This is a genomic window from Micromonospora sp. KC723, from assembly GCF_004348595.1.
Lineage (GTDB): Bacteria > Actinomycetota > Actinomycetes > Mycobacteriales > Micromonosporaceae > Micromonospora.
In genome coordinates, this window is sequence record NZ_SMKD01000124.1 from 1 (window position 1) to 16,343 (window position 16,343).

Annotated in this window: 13 protein-coding genes; 4 read left to right on the forward strand and 9 right to left on the reverse strand. The window is 71.7% G+C overall.

Translation table 11 applies throughout. The features are described from left to right. Positions 1 to 9: 9 nt before the first annotated feature. The 4 genes from E1165_RS22640 to E1165_RS22655 all read right to left on the reverse strand — a co-directional run bounded on the left by E1165_RS22640 (position 10) and on the right by E1165_RS22655 (position 2,380). Positions 10 to 519 (reverse strand): NUDIX domain-containing protein, encoded by a 510-nt coding sequence (locus E1165_RS22640; protein ID WP_132393774.1) that lies wholly within the window; start codon positions 517 to 519, stop codon positions 10 to 12. Between the two features lie 105 nt (positions 520 to 624). Continuing rightward, the gene (locus E1165_RS22645) at positions 625 to 1,263 is read right to left on the reverse strand and encodes an SRPBCC family protein (protein ID WP_132393775.1); all 639 of its coding nucleotides are present in this window, start codon (positions 1,261 to 1,263) and stop codon (positions 625 to 627) included. After that, positions 1,260 to 1,619 (reverse strand): helix-turn-helix transcriptional regulator, encoded by a 360-nt coding sequence (locus E1165_RS22650; protein ID WP_132393776.1) that lies wholly within the window; start codon positions 1,617 to 1,619, stop codon positions 1,260 to 1,262. Before E1165_RS22650 ends, E1165_RS22645 begins: the two co-directional genes overlap by 4 nt. Positions 1,620 to 1,951: 332 nt before the next feature. Next, on the reverse strand, positions 1,952 to 2,380 hold the full coding sequence (locus tag E1165_RS22655; RefSeq protein WP_132393777.1) for a MarR family winged helix-turn-helix transcriptional regulator: 429 nt from the start codon (positions 2,378 to 2,380) through the stop codon (positions 1,952 to 1,954). 72 nt (positions 2,381 to 2,452) lie between these two features. Between E1165_RS22655 and E1165_RS22660 the strand changes: the two genes are divergently transcribed. Beyond that, entirely contained in the window at positions 2,453 to 4,258 is a 1,806-nt protein-coding gene (locus tag E1165_RS22660; protein WP_132393778.1) for an ABC transporter ATP-binding protein, read from the forward strand. 74 nt (positions 4,259 to 4,332) lie between these two features. On the opposite strand, the gene E1165_RS22665 is transcribed toward E1165_RS22660, so the two are convergent. The 4 genes from E1165_RS22665 to E1165_RS22685 all read right to left on the reverse strand — a co-directional run bounded on the left by E1165_RS22665 (position 4,333) and on the right by E1165_RS22685 (position 8,160). Then, positions 4,333 to 5,445: a hypothetical protein gene (locus tag E1165_RS22665; RefSeq protein ID WP_132393779.1), complete on the reverse strand. Its 1,113-nt coding sequence runs from the start codon at positions 5,443 to 5,445 to the stop codon at positions 4,333 to 4,335. Positions 5,446 to 5,533: 88 nt separating this feature from the next. Beyond that, the gene (locus E1165_RS22670; protein WP_132393780.1) at positions 5,534 to 6,061 is read right to left on the reverse strand and encodes a hypothetical protein; all 528 of its coding nucleotides are present in this window, start codon (positions 6,059 to 6,061) and stop codon (positions 5,534 to 5,536) included. Positions 6,062 to 6,365: 304 nt separating this feature from the next. After that, a complete protein-coding gene (locus tag E1165_RS22680; RefSeq protein WP_132393782.1) occupies positions 6,366 to 7,259 on the reverse strand; it encodes a DMT family transporter in 894 nt (297 codons plus the stop codon). Between the two features lie 184 nt (positions 7,260 to 7,443). Next, positions 7,444 to 8,160 carry an HD domain-containing protein gene (locus tag E1165_RS22685; protein WP_132393783.1) on the reverse strand — a complete coding sequence of 239 codons (717 nt, stop codon included), beginning with the start codon at positions 8,158 to 8,160 and terminating at the stop codon, positions 7,444 to 7,446. A 258-nt stretch (positions 8,161 to 8,418) separates the two neighbouring features. On the opposite strand from E1165_RS22685, the gene E1165_RS22690 reads away from it, so the two are divergent. From E1165_RS22690 to E1165_RS22700, 3 genes are all read left to right on the forward strand, one after another. After that, positions 8,419 to 9,741 carry an NAD(P)/FAD-dependent oxidoreductase gene (locus tag E1165_RS22690; protein ID WP_132393784.1) on the forward strand — a complete coding sequence of 441 codons (1,323 nt, stop codon included), beginning with the start codon at positions 8,419 to 8,421 and terminating at the stop codon, positions 9,739 to 9,741. Positions 9,742 to 9,764: 23 nt separating this feature from the next. Next, positions 9,765 to 11,318, forward strand: coding sequence for an aminotransferase class I/II-fold pyridoxal phosphate-dependent enzyme (locus tag E1165_RS22695; protein WP_132393785.1), 1,554 nt, complete (start codon positions 9,765 to 9,767; stop codon positions 11,316 to 11,318). Between the two features lie 371 nt (positions 11,319 to 11,689). After that, the gene (locus E1165_RS22700) at positions 11,690 to 13,114 is read left to right on the forward strand and encodes a S1 family peptidase (RefSeq protein WP_165945295.1); all 1,425 of its coding nucleotides are present in this window, start codon (positions 11,690 to 11,692) and stop codon (positions 13,112 to 13,114) included. A 67-nt stretch (positions 13,115 to 13,181) separates the two neighbouring features. On the opposite strand, the gene E1165_RS22705 is transcribed toward E1165_RS22700, so the two are convergent. Then, positions 13,182 to 16,343, reverse strand: a 3,162-nt coding sequence (locus E1165_RS22705; protein ID WP_207917009.1) for a glycoside hydrolase, incomplete at its 5' end; no start/stop codon positions are given.

Here is a 16,343-nt window from a genome sequence, read left to right on the forward strand (position 1 = left end):
GCGTGGGGGTCAGGCATGGCGGGCGAAGAAGTCGGCCATGGCCTGGGTGTGGGTGGAGAAGGCCAACTCGACCGGCTCGGTGAGGACCAGCCACTCGGTGGCCTCCTCGGTCGGGGCCGACGGCGGCAGGGCCCGCGCCGGGCGCTCGGGCAGCTCACCGAAGATCATGATGGTGCCGCCGGCCGGGGCGCCCTGTACCGCGAACAGCCGTGCCTGCGCCGGATCACCGATCAGGCCGGTCTCCTCGCGCAGCTCCCGTACCAGCGCGTCGGCCCACTCCTCGCCGTACTCGATGAAGCCGCCGGGCAGCGCGAGCAGCCCGCGCGCCGGCGCGATGTCCCGGCGGACCACCACCAGGCCCAGCCCGGCGTCGGTGCGCACCGGTAGCAGGGCCACCGCCACGGGCAGCGGATTGCGCCAGACCGTCTCGCCGCAGACCGCACAGACCCGCGGCCAGTCGGCGTCCGCCGGGTAGGCGGCGCCGCAGTACGAGCAGTGCGAGAAGGGTGCGGCGGTCATGTCGCCGCACGTTACCGCGCCCGCCCGGCGACCGCCGTCCTCGGTCGCACGCCGCACCGGAGGATCGCGGCGACGGCCCCCGGTCCGGTGACCCGTGTCGACGGATCAGGCCGGCACGCCCGTGTACGCGGCCGTGGTGCGCGCGGCGGCGGCCCGCGCGGCGTCGGGGTCGGCGCCACCGGCGACGCTGGCCTCGCCCCAGCTCTCGCTGACCGCCGTCATGAACCGGCGAGCCTCCTCGGAGGCCAGCCACGCGGCGGCCTGTTCCGGCTTGACGCCGGTGCCGTCGGCGCGCAGGTGAGAGGCGAGGCCGAGCAGGCCCAGGTCCCAGCCGACGCCGACGGCGCCGGGGCCGAACTCGAGCCAGCGCTCGTCGTCGACGTGCGCGACGTGCTCCAGCTCGAACCGGGTACGCCGCCCGCCCTCCCGGGTGAGCCGCACCTCGATCCAGCTGACCTCGCCGCCGTACTCCCAGGTGGCGGCGAACCCGGTCGGCGGGTCGCACCGTTGGACGGTGCCGCCCGCGTTGCCCTCGAGTTGGTACTGCCCACCCACCCGCAGCTCCCCGGAGATCGGCAGGAACCAGCGGGGGATGCGTTCGGCGTTGGTGCAGGCGTCCCAGACGTCCTCCAGGGGCGCGTCGTACGTCTGGCTGATGGTCAGCACGCGCGCCTCGCCGGCTTCCAGCGTGCGGGTGCCGACGGTGCGCCGTACGGCGCTGATCTGGTGGGTGACGTCCGTCATCGGGTGCTCCTCTCCTCGGTCGGTGGGTGTGCACGCCGTGCGCGTCGACCCCGGGCCAGTTCGGTGGCGAGGGCGTCCAGCTTCGGCGCCCAGAACCGGCGGAAGCCGGCGAGCCACTCGTCGACCTCCCGCAGCGGTCGCGGGTCCACCGCGTACAGCCGGCGGGCGCCGTCGGGACGGACCGTGGTGAAGCCGGTGTCCCGCAGCACCCTCAGGTGCTGGGAGACGGCCGGTTGGGAGATGCCGAACTCCTCCTGGATCACCGCGCCGATCCCGCCGGCGGTCCGCTCACCCTCGGCGAGCAGCTCCAGGATGCGGCGGCGCACCGGATCACCGAGGACGTCAAAGGCGTGCACCGGCCATTTCTATCACCCTGCACTTATATAAGCAAAGCCTGAACTGTCTGGTGATCGGGCGGGGGTGCGGATGACGACACGGACCGGGATGTCCCTGAGGGTCACCCGATCATGCGGACCGAGGCGACCGCACCCCGCCGAGCGGGTCGCCTTCGAGTTCGCCCGGCGCGACGGAGGCGGCCCGCCGGGAGGTGCCGCGATCCTGGCCCGCCGTCGCCGTGCCGGATGACGACCGGGAACGGGGCCGGCCTCGGGGCCGCCTGGCCGGGCCGACGGGCGCCGGTGGCGGCGGTCGGTCGGATGGTGCCGGTACGGGCGCCGGTGGCGGCGGTTCAGTCGCGCAGCGTACGCAGGATGCGGGTCAGGTCGTCGCGGTCGGCGGGGGAGAGGTGGCCGAAGAAGCGTTCCGCCTCGGCGTTGCGCGCCGCCCGGATGGCGCGGCCGACCCGCGTGCCCTCGTCGGTCAGCGTGACCAGGGTCGCGCGGCGATCCGCCGGGTCGGGGCGGCGCGCGACGAGCCCGCGGTCCTCCAGGCCGTCAACGACCTCGGTGGTGGAGCGGGGCGCGATGTGCAGGTGGTCGGCGAGGTCGCGGAGCCGGATCGCGCCGTGTCGGCTGAGCACCGCGAGGGCGCGGGCGTGGCCGGGATTGATCTCCCATGGTTCGAGGGTGCGCCGGGAGTGGTGGCGCAGCCGTCGGGCCACCGCCCAGAACAGCTCCGGAAGGCTCTCCTCAAGCGCGTCGGGTTCCTCGCCGGTCACCGGAATACGGTACCAGAGGTTGCTGTTGTTCCCTCATGATGAGGTAACCTCAGTAAGTCGTCAGGAGGCCCCTTGGACACCGTCCCCACCCACCGGCCCGGCCACGGCGGGGCAGCCCGGACCGCGAGCGCCGCCGAGAAGACCCAGGCCCGCGCGGTCTCCCTGCGCCGCGTCGGCCGGCTCTTCACCGCCCACCGCGCCGCACTCGCCACCGTCAGCGCGATCATCGTGGTCTCCTCGGTGCTCGCCATGGCCTCGCCGTTCCTGCTGCGCGCCGTGATCGACCGGGCGCTGCCGGAGCGCGACCTGACCCTGCTGGTCCAGTTGGTCGTCGGCATGGTCGCCGTCGCGGCGGTGACCGCCGTGCTCGGCGTGGTGCAGACCTGGATCGCCACCCGGGTCGGCCAGCAGGTGATGCACCGGCTGCGCACCGACGTCTTCGCGCACCTGCAACGCCAGTCGATCGCCTTCTTCACCCGCACCCGCACCGGCGAGGTGCAGTCGCGCATCACCAACGACATCGGCGGCATGCAGGCCGTCGTCACCTCCACCGCCACCTCCATCGCCTCCAACCTGACCACCGCGGTGGCCACCGTGGTCGCGATGGTGGCGTTGTCCTGGCGGCTCACCCTGGTCTCGCTGGTCGTCCTGCCGCCGGCGATCTGGCTGGCCCGCCGGGTGGCCGTCATGCGTCGGGAGATCACCGCCCAGCTCCAGCGCGAGCTGGCCGACCTGAACGTCACCGTCGAGGAGGGGCTGAGCGTCAGCGGCGTGCAGTTGGCCAAGACCCTCGGTGCCGGCGGCGCGCTCGCCGACCGGTTCGCGGCCTCATCCGCCCGCCTCGTCGACCTCGAACTCCGCTCCGAACTGGCCGGCCGCTGGCGGATGGCCACCATGACCGTCGTCTTCGCGGCGATCCCCGCCGTCATCTACCTGGGCGCCGGGCTGCCCGGCACCGCCGGCACGCTCAGCATCGGCACCCTGGTCGCCTTCACCGCCCTGCAGGGCGGACTGTTCCGGCCGCTGATGGGGCTGCTCAACGTCGGCGTCCAGCTCACCGCCTCGCTGGCGCTGTTCGCCCGCATCTTCGAGTACCTCGACCTGCCGGTGGAGGTCGACGACCCGGTCGAGCCGGTCGAGATCGACCCGGCGTTGGTCCGTGGCGACCTGCGCGTCGAGGAGGTCACCTTCAGCTACCCGGGCAGCGACACCGCCGCCGTCGCCGGCGTCACCCTCGACGTCCCCGCCGGCACCAGCCTCGCCCTGGTCGGCGAGACCGGCTCCGGCAAGAGCACCCTCGCCGCCCTGACCAGCCGGCTGCACGACCCGGACAGCGGACGCGTCACCATCGACGGCGTCGACCTGCGCGACCTGCGGCTGGTCGACCTGGCCGCCGTCGTGGGCGTGGTCAGTCAGGAGACCTACCTGCTGCACACCACCGTCCGGGAGAACCTCCGGTACGCCCGCCCCGACGCCACCGACACCGAGATCGAGGACGCCGCCCGCGCCGCGCGGATCCACGACCTGGTCGTCGGCCTGCCCGACGGGTACGACACCACGGTCGGCTCGCGCGGCCACCGCTTCTCCGGCGGCGAGCGGCAACGCCTGGCCATCGCCCGTACGCTGCTGCGCAACCCACGCGTCCTGGTGCTCGACGAGGCCACCAGCGCGCTGGACACCGAGACCGAGCGCGCCGTGCAGCAGGCCCTGGACGTCCTCGCCGAGGGCCGTACGGTGATCACCATCGCGCACCGGCTCTCCACCGTCCGCCACGCCGACCAGATCGCGGTGCTCGACCACGGCCGGATCGTCGAGTCCGGCACCCACGAGACGCTGCTGCGCCGCGCCGGCCGGTACGCGGCGCTGGCCGCCGCCTGACACCGCTTGGCCACGGTCGAGGCCAATAAGCTCGAAGACGGCTGGCCGCGGGCTTGCTCGGCTCGACACCTGGGTTATGAAGAGAAAGTCTCCTCGTCGTCGGCAGCGCCGCCGTCGCCCGGTCGACCGGAGGTGAGCCGCTGGTGCCAGGCCCGGCAACGGGCCTTCCAATCCGCCTCGGACTCGGCGGTCAGGCAGCGGGCGAGCAGCGTGCACACGCCTTCGACCACCTCCGGGTCGGTCAGGTGCTGCGCGAACGTCTCCAGCGTCTCGAACATCCGGCGGCGCGCGCCGGACTCCACGAGGTCGAGCGTGGCCATCGCCCGTACGGCGGCGGGCAGGTCGATCTCAAGGAGCGCCGGGATGAGGCGCCGGGTCACCCCGATGTCGGACGAGCGGTTGGCCATGGCGATGCAGTGGGCGAAGAACTCCGGGTCGGCCGGTCGGGCGGTGTACAACTTCGGCAGCAGCTCGATGGTGAGCCGCTGCACGCCCTGCTCCATGCTTGACATCAGGGCGAGGATGAGTTCGTCGTCGTCGGCGCCATGAGCTGCGAGGGCGTGGATGGCCTGTTTGCGCCAGCTCTTGTTCTCGAACTCGTCCGTCGCGATGTCGGCGCTGACCAGCAGCTCGGACCGGGTGAGCCGGGACGGCTCGTGGAGGATCCGGGCCACCGCCATCCGCTTGTTGCGTTCCTCGATCTGGCGCAGCGCCTGCTCGACCAGGCGGGACAGTTGGCTCCTGAACCGCTCCTTGAACCTCCCGTACGAGAACGGGATGACCGTCAGTTGCCGCTCCGACTCCACCTCGCCGAGGATGGCGACGAGTTTCTGCTTGCCCGGATCGGTGATGGCGGACAGCGAGACGTCCCTGGTCAGCGTCCGGTACGCCCTGTACGTGTCGTCCAGGCAGAACACCAGGATGGGCTTGCCCTGGGTCAGCGCCTCGCGTAGCTCGGTCTGCCAGGTGATCTCCCCGTACGACTCGACGGTCAGGAAGACGCACACGTGCGCGTTGCGTACGGTCTCCCGCGAGTTGGTCACCCAGTTGGCCTGCGCGTGGTTGACGTGCAGGATGTCGCCGGACAGGTAGTGCCACACCTCGGCGTCGAACCCGGTGGCGACCTCGATGAAATCCTCGCGGAAGCGCTCCGTGTCGTGCGCGCCGCACAGCATGATCCGCAGCATCAACGTTCCTTCCTGCTTCGCAGTGAACGGATGTCGACATGTTCGGTTGGCGGCCCGCGATGGAGCTCGCCTCTCGCTGGCCCGGTGGTCAGCCGGGCGTTGCGCAGTACGCGCACTCGTGCCGCTCCGACCAGTCCCTGCGCTTGAGCGTTCCGGGCTGGAGCGCCCGGTGCCCGAAGCGCTGTCGCACCGCCATCCGGAACGTCCACAGCGCCTCGGCGAACTCGTGGTACGACTCGTGCCCGGCCGGCGAGCGTACGTCAGAGCCCGCGCCGATCAGCTTGCGCATCGCCACCAGGCGGTGGAAGACCACCTCTCCGGCCACCACCAGGTCCGGCGTGCCGGACATCAGCAGCCGCTCGCGCGCCTGGTACGCCCCGGCCTCGGTCATCGCCACGCTGGCCGCCTGCCGGTCGCCGGCGGGCACGGACCGCAGCGCGGTGTGCGCCGCGTCCAGGGCGAGCGCGAAGTCCACGCAGGTGCGCCAGCGGTCCAGGTCGCGGTCCCGCGCCCGGGTGTCCCGTTCCCGGCGCAGGTCGACCAGGAAACTGCCGGAGAGCGCGATGAGCGCACCCGCCCCGGTGCTCAGCAGTGGCATCCAGTCCACAGCGGACATCCTGCCACCCGGGTGCGAATGATCCCGGCGTGGATCTTGCCCGTTCGCTATCGTCCGCCGCATGCGGTTGGAGCAGGTCACCCCGAAGAACTACGAGGCGGCGCTCGCCACGCGCCGGAGGGCCCAAGCCGTTCTACCTGAGGCTCGGCTTCCGGCCGACCGGCGAGCGCAGCGGTGGCCAGACCGTCGGCGTCCTGGACCTCGGTCGCCCCGGGCTGGCTCGCTGACGGCCGCCCGGGCCGGCCCCGCACCGGGCGGGGCCGGCCGAGCCTCAGTTCGCCCCGACAGGCCGCAACAGACCGCGCTACCGTGTGTCGCGCTCCTGGACGGTGCGCACCACGACGCCGGCCAGCAGCACGGCCGCCCCGACGGCGGCCGGCAGGCCGAGCCGCTCACCCAGCACCGCCACCCCCAGCACGGTCGCGGTCAGCGGCTCCACGAGCGCCACCACGGACGCCGTCGTCGCGCGCACGACCGCGAGCCCGGCGAAGAACATGGCGTACGCCAGCGCGGTGGGCACCGCACCCAGGAACGCCAGCATGCCCACCGTGGTGGCGAGCCCGTCCGGCTGAGGGAGCAGGCCCTCGGCGAGGGCGAGCGGCAGCAGGAGCAGCAGGCCCACGGCGAACCCGCCGAGCGCGGCGTCGAACGGGTCGTCCGCCGAGGCGCGGTTGAGCAGTGTCACCCCGGCGTACCCGGCCGCGGAGAGCAGCGCCACGCCGATGCCCAGGACCGGGTGGCTGCCCGCGCCGGTACCCGCACCAACCAGCAGCGCGAGCCCGGCGACGCAGCCGCCGGTCACCGCGACCCCGCTCGCGCCGAGGCGTTCGCCGAACCGCCAGCGGGCGCCCAGCGCGATGAGGACGGGCCCGGAGCCGAGGGTGACGACCGTGGCCACGGCCACCCCGCACAGCTCGATGGCGACGTAGTAGGCGGTCTGGTACAGCGCCATCCCGGTGCCGTTGAGCAGCAACCGGCGAACGCCGACGCGTCCGCCGCGCTCCCGCCTGACCACGGGGCGAAGCCCGAGCAGCAGGAGCAGCCCGCCGACGTACCGCCAGCAGGAGACGGCAATCGGCCCGAGGTCGCTGTGCCGGTACAGCAGGGCGGCGACGAAGCCGCCGACGCCCCAGGACACCGCCGCGAGGGCGATGAACAATAGACCCCGCCCGACGGGCAGGGTGGTCTGACGTGCCATGTGAGTGATCTCCCGAGAAGGTCGTGCCGCGAGGAAGGGAACCGGGGCGGGCAGCGACCGTCGACCCGGCGACGTGGTCGCCGGGCGGGTGGTGCGAAAGAGGGTCGGCCCGCTACTCGGCGGGCGGCGACACGACGCGCAGGCACATGGACGGGACCGTACCAGTCACCCGTCCGGAGCGCGGCTAGTTGGGTTGGTCCAGGATGGCGCTGAACCGCTCCTCGGCGAGGTCCAGCTGAGCGAAGATGTGCCGCTTCACCGGCGCCGACAGGGGCGTGTCGGCCCGGGAGATCAGGTCCCGGAACACCGGCACCAGCGGGCGGTACTTCGCCGCCGACCGGGCCACCTTCGGGCCGATCGTGTAGACCACGCCCAGCCCGTTGTCGGTGAAGTCGGAGACCTTGATGACCCGCGCCCACGGCTCCCGGTCCAGGCTGGCCGCCACGTGCTCCCGGTACTGGACGTGTCGGTCGCGGTCGGGGTCGTACTCCGGATTGGTGACCGCGCCGACCAGGCGGGCGACCCGCGGGCCGAAACGGGCGGCGAGGGCGGCCAGCGCCGCCGCCGTCGGGTCGGCGTCGCCGGGGCCGGCCAGCTCGCCGGGATGGTCCTCCACCGAGTCGTGCAGCAGACCGGCGACGATCACGTCGACGTCACGTACCTGGTAGTGGTGCGTCATCCGGATCGACACCCGCAGCAGGTGGTTCAGGTACGGCTCCCGTACCCGCCGGTCGTGGCGGTGCAGGTCGGCGGCGAGGTCGAGGGCCTCGGTGAGGCGCTCCCGGGCCGGCGGGTCGAAGGTCTGGATCTCCAGCCGGAACCGCTCCAGCAGGCCGCGTTCCCCGTGGATCTCGGTGATCGCGTGCATCGGCATGGTGGCGAGGTACGGCGGGAACTCCATCCCCCACTTATAGCCGATCTTCGCTGTTCGGCCGATCCCGGGTCGGATGGACGACGACCGAAAGAGGGCTGACCGGCGCCCTGCCCCACCACCCGACGCGCGACAGAACCGTTAGGTTCGAACTCCCGGCTTCGACGCCTCGCGGGGCAACAAGAACTTGCTCTCTCGACGCCCTTTCTACGGAGGGTGGGCTCGTCGCCGCAGAACGTCTACTATGGACAGTCGGTGGCGGGCCCGACCAACGGAGGATCGACAGGGATGTACGACGCGATCGTGATCGGGGCCCGCTGTTCGGGGGCGTCCACGGCCATGCTGCTCGCCCGACGCGGGCACCGCGTGCTGGTGGTCGACCGCTCCTCGTTTCCCAGCGACGTCATCTCGACGCACTTCCTGTGGCCGCACGGGATGTCCTACCTGAACCGGTGGGGACTGCTGGAGCAGGTACTGGCGGTCACCCCGGCGCAGACCGAGATCGACGTGGTCAACGAGGGCATCCGGCTGACCGGTTCGGTCCCGGCCGAGCTGCTCCGGGCCTACTTCCGTGACCTGCACGGCGACGACTCGGGCGTGGTGCGCACCTATGCCTCGATCCGGCGTAGCGTCCTGGACCAGATCCTGGTCCAGGCGGCGGCCAAGGCCGGCGCCGAGGTACGCACCAACTGCACCGTCCGTGGCCTGATCGTCGAGGACGGGCATGTCGTCGGTATCCGGGGCCGCACCTCCGACGGGCAGTTAATCGAGGAGCGGGCCCGGATCGTGGTGGGTGCCGACGGCCGGAACTCGTTCGTGGCCCGTACCCTCGGGCTGCCCAAGTTCGACGAGCGACCCCGCTGCACCTTCGCCTACTGGAGCTACTACTCCGGCTTCAGCCTCGAAACCGCGCAGCTGCATCGGCGCGGGCGGCTGGCCTGCGCCGTCGTGCCGACCAACTTCGAGCAGAACATGGTCCTGGTGTGGGGGCCGAGCGAGTGGTCGCGGGAGTTCCGCGCCGACGTGCCCGGCAACTACCAGCGGGCGCTGGACTTCGTCAGCCCGGAGCTCGGCGAGCTGGTGCGCGCCCAGGGGACCCGGGAGGAGCGCATCTACGGCACCCTCGACCAGGCGGCGTTCCTCCGGCCGCTGCACGGACCCGGCTGGGTGCTCGTCGGCGATGCGGAATCGTTCAAGGACCAGTGCACCGCGATCGGGATGACGCACGCCTTCCGGGACGCCGAGCTGGCCTCCGCCGCGCTGGACCGCTGGCTGTCCGGCGGCGCGCCGATCGACGAGACGATGGCGTGGTACGAGGGCCGGCGCCGGGGCCAGGACGCCGCGGCCTACTACGACTACGTCTGCACGCTCGCCGAGATGCGTCCGTACCGGCACGACGAGCTGCAGCTGTTCGTCGCGCTGCGCGGCAACCAGCAGGAGATCGACCGGTTCATCGCCACCCACGCCGACGTCGCCCCGGTATCGGAGTTCTTCCAGGCGTCGAACCTGTTCCTGCTCAACGACGCGGCGAAGGAAACATCCGCCGGCTACCCGATCTTCGAGGACTTCGCCGCGACGTCCCGCATGTACCAGCAGAACCCCTTCGCCTGACACCTCGCCCGGGAGGCAACACCGTGACCACTGGCCTGGACCAGCGTGAAGACGGCGAGCTCATCGAGATCATCCTCGATGCGGCCCGACGCGGCGACGTGACGACCATGGCCCGTACCGCGGCCGAGGTGTCCGAGATGACCCGCAACTGGGCCACCCACATCCCGTGGGACGACTTCGCGACCCTCGACGGCGCCGACGACGAACTCGCCCAGGTGGTCGCCGACCTCGAGGAGATGTGGGAGCCGGCGTACCTACGCAAGCCCGTCGACCCCGACGAGGAGTACGCGCTGGACAAGAACGCGTACGACTTCTACCGGCCGGCCGGACGCAACCTGCTGACCCGTACCGAGGACTACTACGGATGGGTGCTGGCCCGCCGGCGGACCGAGACGTGGCAGTACTCCCGGGTGCTGGAGGCGGCGCCGGGCAGCATCGCCGAGATCACCAACGACCTCGGTCGGCGTACCCGGGGCATCAACTTTAACTCGCAGGACTACCTGTCGTTCAACACCCATCCGGCGATCCGGGCGGCAGCCGAGCGGGCGATGCGCGACTACGGGCCGCACAGCGCCGGCTCGCCGATGGTGCTCGGCAACACCCGCATCTCCGACGAGTTGGAGCGGGCCCTCGGCGACCTGGTCGGGCTCGAGCACGTGACGCTCTTCCCGACCGGTTGGGCCGCCGGATTCGGCGTGGTGGTCGGCCTGGTCCGCCAGGAGGACCACATTCTCATCGACCGGCTGGCCCACTCCTGCCTGCAGCAGGGCGCCCGGGCGGCCACCCGCAACGTGGTCCGCTACGAACACCTCAACGTCGAGTCGGTACGGCAGCACCTGGTCGACATCCGTAGCCGGGACACCCGCAACGGCGTCCTCGTGGTCACCGACGGCCTCTTCTCGGTCGACGCCGACTGGCCGGACCTGGTCTCCCTGCAACAGGTCTGCCGGGAGTACGACGCCACCCTGCTCGTCGACGTCGCGCACGACCTGGGCTCGATGGGCCCGGGTGGCACGGGCGTACTGGGGCTACAGGGCCTGCTCGGCAGCGTCGACATCGTGATGGGCGCCTTCTCGAAGACGTTCTGCTCCAACGGCGGATTCGTCGCGTCCAACTCGCCGGCGCTCAAGCAGTACATCAAGATGTTCGGCGGCTCGCACTTCTTCTCCAACGCGCTCTCCCCCGTGCAGACCGCGGTGGTGCTGGAGGCGGCCCGGATCATCCGGTCGCCGGAGGGCGACGAACTGCGCGGCCGGCTCTTCGCCGCCATCGACGCCCTGCGCGACGAACTCACCACCCGCGGCCTGACCTGTATGGGCGAGCCGTCACCGATCGTGCCGCTGCTGATCGGCAACGAGAAGCTGGCCCGTGTCGCGAACCGGTTGTTGTTCGACCGGGGGGTGCTCGCGTTCATGGTGGAGTTCCCGGTGACGCCGACCGGTTCGTCGCGGTTCCGGCTACAGGTGCAGGCCGGTCACCGGCCGGAGGAGGCCCGCGAGGCGGCCCGGATCATCGAGGGTGCCATCGCCGACTCCCGGGCGTACCTGTCCAGCGCCTTCGGCAGCGCCGCGAAGTAGGCCGGCCGGGTCCTGCCCCGGTGTCGCCGAGCCGAGTTCGGCCCGCAGCCGAAGATCGGTTGTCGCCGTCGAGGGCCTGGAAGGCGCGCGCTGCGCGGTCCGCGCCGACAGCGTGCGAGCCGGGTCCCCGACGGCGCGGCCTACCCGTCCGTCCATCCGACGGGTCAGCTCGGGTCTCGCCGCCGGAGCACGGTGCACGGGACGGTGCGGGGCTGGCCGTCGGCTACCGCTCAGCGATCCTGACCAACCTATGATCATCGACATACCTTCGCGGTGGCGGCTGTGGCAACGCGTCCCGATCTTGATCGCGTCTGGTCTCATGCGGACGGACGACGTCCACGACGGCCGTCATCGACATGGGGGTTCTCTCTTTGACCAGACACAAGCGTCGACTTCTGACCCGCGTGGTCGCCGTGGGCGCGGCTGCCACGGTGGCGCTGCTCGGTGCCGGGCAGCCGGCCGGTGCCGAGCCGACTTCCGCCGACGTGACCGGCGGCCGGCCGGCCACCGCTTCCGCTGTCGAGGTGTTCACCGGACCGCCGGCGGTGCCCGACCAGCTTTCCGACGACGTGGCGTTGGCCCTCGAGGCGGCCGAGGCGCGTGCCGAGGCGGACCCGGCGGATCTCGCCCCTCCCTATGTCGATCGGGCCACGGGGCGGATCGTCGTGGGGGTACGGGGCAACGCGGACTCGACGAAGGTCGCCTACGCGGCGGCCGGTATCGCCGTCGATCCGGCCAACGTGGTGGACGACGGGAACGACGACGCGACCCAGGAGGGCGTCGAGTCCGGCAAGACCGAGGAGCCGCCACCCGCGGAGCCGGCCACGCTGACCGGCCAGGAGCCCGACCGGATCATCATTCCGAGGATCTTCTACCCCAGCACGCCGAAGGTGAAGTACAGCCTCGCCGACCTGACAGCCGTGAAGGACGAGGTGCTGGAGTCGGACATCCCTGGCGTGTCGGGTTTGTACGCGGCGTCTGTCGACGCCGAGCGTAATCGGGTGGTGGTGCGCGCCTCCGCGCTCACCGAGGAGACCCGTACCGCGTTGGCCAGCCGGTACGGCGCTGACCGGGTCGCGGTTCATCTCACACCGGGCGCGGACGTCGAGGCCATGTACAGCCGGGACAGCGACGCCAACCCGTTCTTCGGCGGCGCCACGGTCCACACCAACCGGGGCGTGTGCACCATCGGCTTCTCCTGGACGCACGAGGGCGAGCACTACTTCCTCACCGCCGGGCACTGCACGAGCGCCAACACCGACGTGCGGATGCCCCGCTACGGCAGCAGCAAGGTCGGCAAGGTCGTCCGGGACAACTGGAACAACAGCACCGGCTCGGTGAAACTCAGCGGCCAGTCCTACTACAGCGGGGACCTCGCGCTGGTGAAGATGAACAGCGGCTGGAAGACCGACGCCAAGATGTACGTCGGCGGGCCGAACTCCAACAACTCGCGGGTGGTCAAGGGGGTCGCCAGCAGGTCGCCGAAGTACGGCGACAAGTACTGCACCGGCGGCACCACCACCGGCGAGCAGTGCGGCTGGAAGGTCATCGACACGAAGGTGAACATCCGGTACCGCGACGGTGAGATGCTGCGCAACGCGACCCTGGGTGAGCGGCTCGGTGTCTGCATCAAGAACGGGGACTCCGGTGGGCCGGTCTACAGCGTCAGCGGCGGCAAGGTCGTCGCCAAGGGCATCATCAGCGGCGGCGGCCAGTACGAGTTCGGGTGCACCCAACTGTTCACCGACATCAGGCTGGCCGAGAAGGCGCTGCCCGGCATCGTGAAGAAGCGCTGACCGGTCCCATCTCCGCTGCCCGGGACGCGGTCGCCGGGCGGAGCCGGTCGGCCCCGCCCGGCGACCGTCAGCGCCGGAACCGCACCCTGTAGGTCCGGGTCTGGCTCCGGTCCTCGCTGGTCACCGTGACCGTGGCGGTGCGATCGGCACGCGTCTGGGCGGTGGACACCCCCGCGTACGGGTCACGCGGGGTTGCCGCCAGCTCCCCGGTACGGGCGGAAACGGTGTAGTCGAGGACGTCCGGGGTGAAGCCCGGTACGGCCACGCCGTCGACGCTGAGCGCCGACAGGGCCGCGTCCGAGGACTGTCCGGGCGTCGGGGTGTGAAGCTGCACCTCGCCGACGGTGATCCAGAGTCCCGGGCGGGCGGTGAGGACCAGCCGTACGCCGTCGGTCGTCGTGACGGCGGACAGCGGCACGGCGACCACCGGTGCCGGTGACCCTCCCGGCACGCTGATCTCGTCGCTGGCGGGTACCCAGGCGCCGGTCGCGTCGCGGACCTCGGCGCGCAGCGACTGGGCGTACGTGTCGGCGTTGCCGTCACGGTGGAAGTGGACCGTGGCGCTGGCCACGTCACGGCGGGCCGGCAGCAGGAAGGTCAGCGTGTCGGTGCTGTTCTTGGTGCCGGAGCGCCAGTTCGACCAGGCCTTCTCCGTGGTGACGCCGTTGTGCAGGCGGTCGGCCGAGTAGCCGCTCTCGGTGTAGGTCGCGCTGGCCCGGACACCCGGGTCGGTCGCGGCGTTCACCACGACCGGCGTGGTGACCTGCACCCGGACGGTCGCCGGCACTGTGCTTCCGCCGGGCAGGGCGGCGGTCCCCACCAGCGTGAAGACACCGGTGCGGTCGTAGGCCGGAGGAGCGGACCAGGTCACCGGCAGTGGGACCCGGGCGCCGTGCGCGCCCACACCGGTCACGGTCGCGGGCAGATCCGGGCGCCCACCGGGGTACGCCTTGGCGCGGGCCGGTTCGGTGGCCACGACGGTGTCGACGGTGATGACGGCCCGGGCCCTGACCTTCCGACCGAGTGGGTCGGTGGCGGTGCCCAGGACGGTGACCGTGCCGGGCGCGTTCCACCGCTGGCGGGGCGGTAGCGTCCGCCACACCACCGGCAGCGAGCCCCGTGCGCCGTCCCGGTAGACCGGCGTGACGGTCGTGGGCAGCACCGGCGGCGCGCCGGGAGTGGTGAACAGGTGTGCGTCGACCGTGGACAGCACGGTCTCGTCGATGATCGTCCAGCGCTGGTTGTTCGCCGAGGACGGCGTCCAGGTGCCGACCGGTGAGGCGTCGGCGGTGGCATGTCCGCTCACGTCGACCAGCCGGCCGGTGGCCGCGTTGACCAGGGTGTACGTGCCGTCGCCGGTGGTGGAGAGGATCCACTGCGCGATCGGGTCGGCGGCGATGGCCGCCGAGGACGGTTCCAGCGTGAGGGATCCGTCCCGCAGTACCAGGTTGCGGTCACCGGTGGACAGCAGGTAACGGGACCGGTTCCCGGTGGCGGTGGTGACCGGGGTGATCCGCCAGAGCTGGTCGGCGGCGGTCGCGTCGCTGGTGCGGATCACCACGGACGAGCCGGCGGGCGTCAACGACCTGCCGCTCTGTACGCCCCGCAGCCGGTACACGTGGCCGGCCCGGACGAGCGCGGCGTCGTCGGCGACGCCCCGTACCCCGTCGACGACGAAGGTCGTCACGGACTTCGCCGGTACGGTGAAGGCGGCGGACTTCTTCCCGACCCGGACGGGCTCGTGGCGCACCAGGGCGCCGGAGGCGTCGGTGACGACCGGCGTGACGGTCGCCTCCGGCGCGACGTGCCCGAACCGGGACAGGTCGAGGGTGACGTGGCGGCCGGTGTCGGAGCTGTTGACGTGCACGACGGTCGCGGCCCTGCCGTTGGCCGACACGGCGGCGAGGCTGGCGGTGTCGTTCACCTTGACGACGTGGTCACCGGGCCGGATGAAGTGCGTGAAGTTGCGCAGGGTGTGGAACTTGGTGTTGAGCCGGGCGGGGCAGCTCTGCCGGGTGTCCTGGGCGGTGCAGTCGAACGGGATCTGGACCGCGCCCCAGTTCTTGTTCCCCGCGTGTTGCGGGTGGTAGTCCTCGATGGGCTGCCACAGCATCCACGCGGAGGGTTCGAGTTCGCGGACGTCGTTGACGATGCGCTCGGCGATGCCGAGGCCGGGGTCCATGCTGGTGAAGCTCTGCCCGGTGCCCCAGGTGCCGTCGACCTCGCTCATCCACAGCGGCTTGTCGACGCCCTTGGCGATGTCGCGGGCGGAGGTGCGCTGACCGGTGCCGTAGGTGTGCACGTTGAGCTGGTCGACGGCCGCGCGGGTCTCGGCGCTGTAGCCGTTCCAGTTGGTGACGAAGGTGCCGGGGTTCGTCTCGTCCATGGCGGCGATCCGTGCCCGCGTCCGCGCGTTCTCCAGCCGGCGAGCCAGCGCCAGGATCACCTGTTGTTGCAGGGCCGGGGAGGCGTGGGCGCCCTCCTGCCGGCCGCCGGTGGGCTGTCCGTCCGGGCCGAGCTGGGTGCCCCAGTAGGAGGTGTTGGGCTCGTTGAGCGGTTCGATGGTGTCGAACCGGATGCCGTGCGCGGCCTCCAGGTGCTCGGTGACCCGGACCAGGTAGGTGGCGAAGTCGTCGACGCGGTCGGCGCGGATCTGGTCGGCACTGGAGTTGAAGCCGCCGGAGACGTAGCCGCTGACGGTCTGGAAGTACGGCGGGGAGTTGCTGAACGCCTCCCACGTGTCGACCCGGTCCTTGATCTGGTCCACCCACCAGCGCTGGTTGGCGTCGGCCTCCCAGTTCCAGTGCCCGGGGTTGTCCGGGTCCCACCAGTCGACGTCGGTGCGGGTGGTGCCGGCGGGAGCCTGCCAGAAACCGGGCATCGTGGCGCCGGCCTTCATGTAGTCGGTCCGCACGTCGGGGGCGTTGCCGCCGCCGATGTTGTACCGGGCCATGTTCAGCCGCAGCCCGTCCTCGCCGAAGAGCAGGTCGACGAGGTGGTCGCGGATCTCGTCGGGGTAGCCGCCGGTGGCGTTGGCGAACCAGACCAGGCTCGTGCCCCAGCCTTCCCAGGTCGGCTGGCGGTAGGACGGGTCGGGTGCCACCACGACGGTGGGGACGGGGTCGGCGGTGGTGGCGCTGGTGGTGGCGACGACGGGCAGTGGCCCGGCCGTGGCGGCGGCGACGGCCATGGCGGTCGCGGTGAGCAAGGCTGCCAGCCGGGGCGGGGC

Excerpts from the sequence above, each read along its gene's own strand:
- E1165_RS22640 (WP_132393774.1), bottom strand. The coding sequence starts at position 519 with ATGACCGCCGCACCCTTCTCGCACTGCTCGTACTGCGGCGCCGCCTAC.
- E1165_RS22645 (WP_132393775.1), bottom strand. The coding sequence starts at position 1,263 with ATGACGGACGTCACCCACCAGATCAGCGCCGTACGGCGCACCGTCGGC.
- E1165_RS22665 (WP_132393779.1), bottom strand. The coding sequence starts at position 5,445 with ATGCTGCGGATCATGCTGTGCGGCGCGCACGACACGGAGCGCTTCCGC.
- E1165_RS22670 (WP_132393780.1), bottom strand. The coding sequence starts at position 6,061 with ATGTCCGCTGTGGACTGGATGCCACTGCTGAGCACCGGGGCGGGTGCG.
- E1165_RS22680 (WP_132393782.1), bottom strand. The coding sequence starts at position 7,259 with ATGGCACGTCAGACCACCCTGCCCGTCGGGCGGGGTCTATTGTTCATC.
- E1165_RS22685 (WP_132393783.1), bottom strand. The coding sequence starts at position 8,160 with ATGGAGTTCCCGCCGTACCTCGCCACCATGCCGATGCACGCGATCACC.
- E1165_RS22690 (WP_132393784.1), top strand. The coding sequence starts at position 8,419 with ATGTACGACGCGATCGTGATCGGGGCCCGCTGTTCGGGGGCGTCCACG.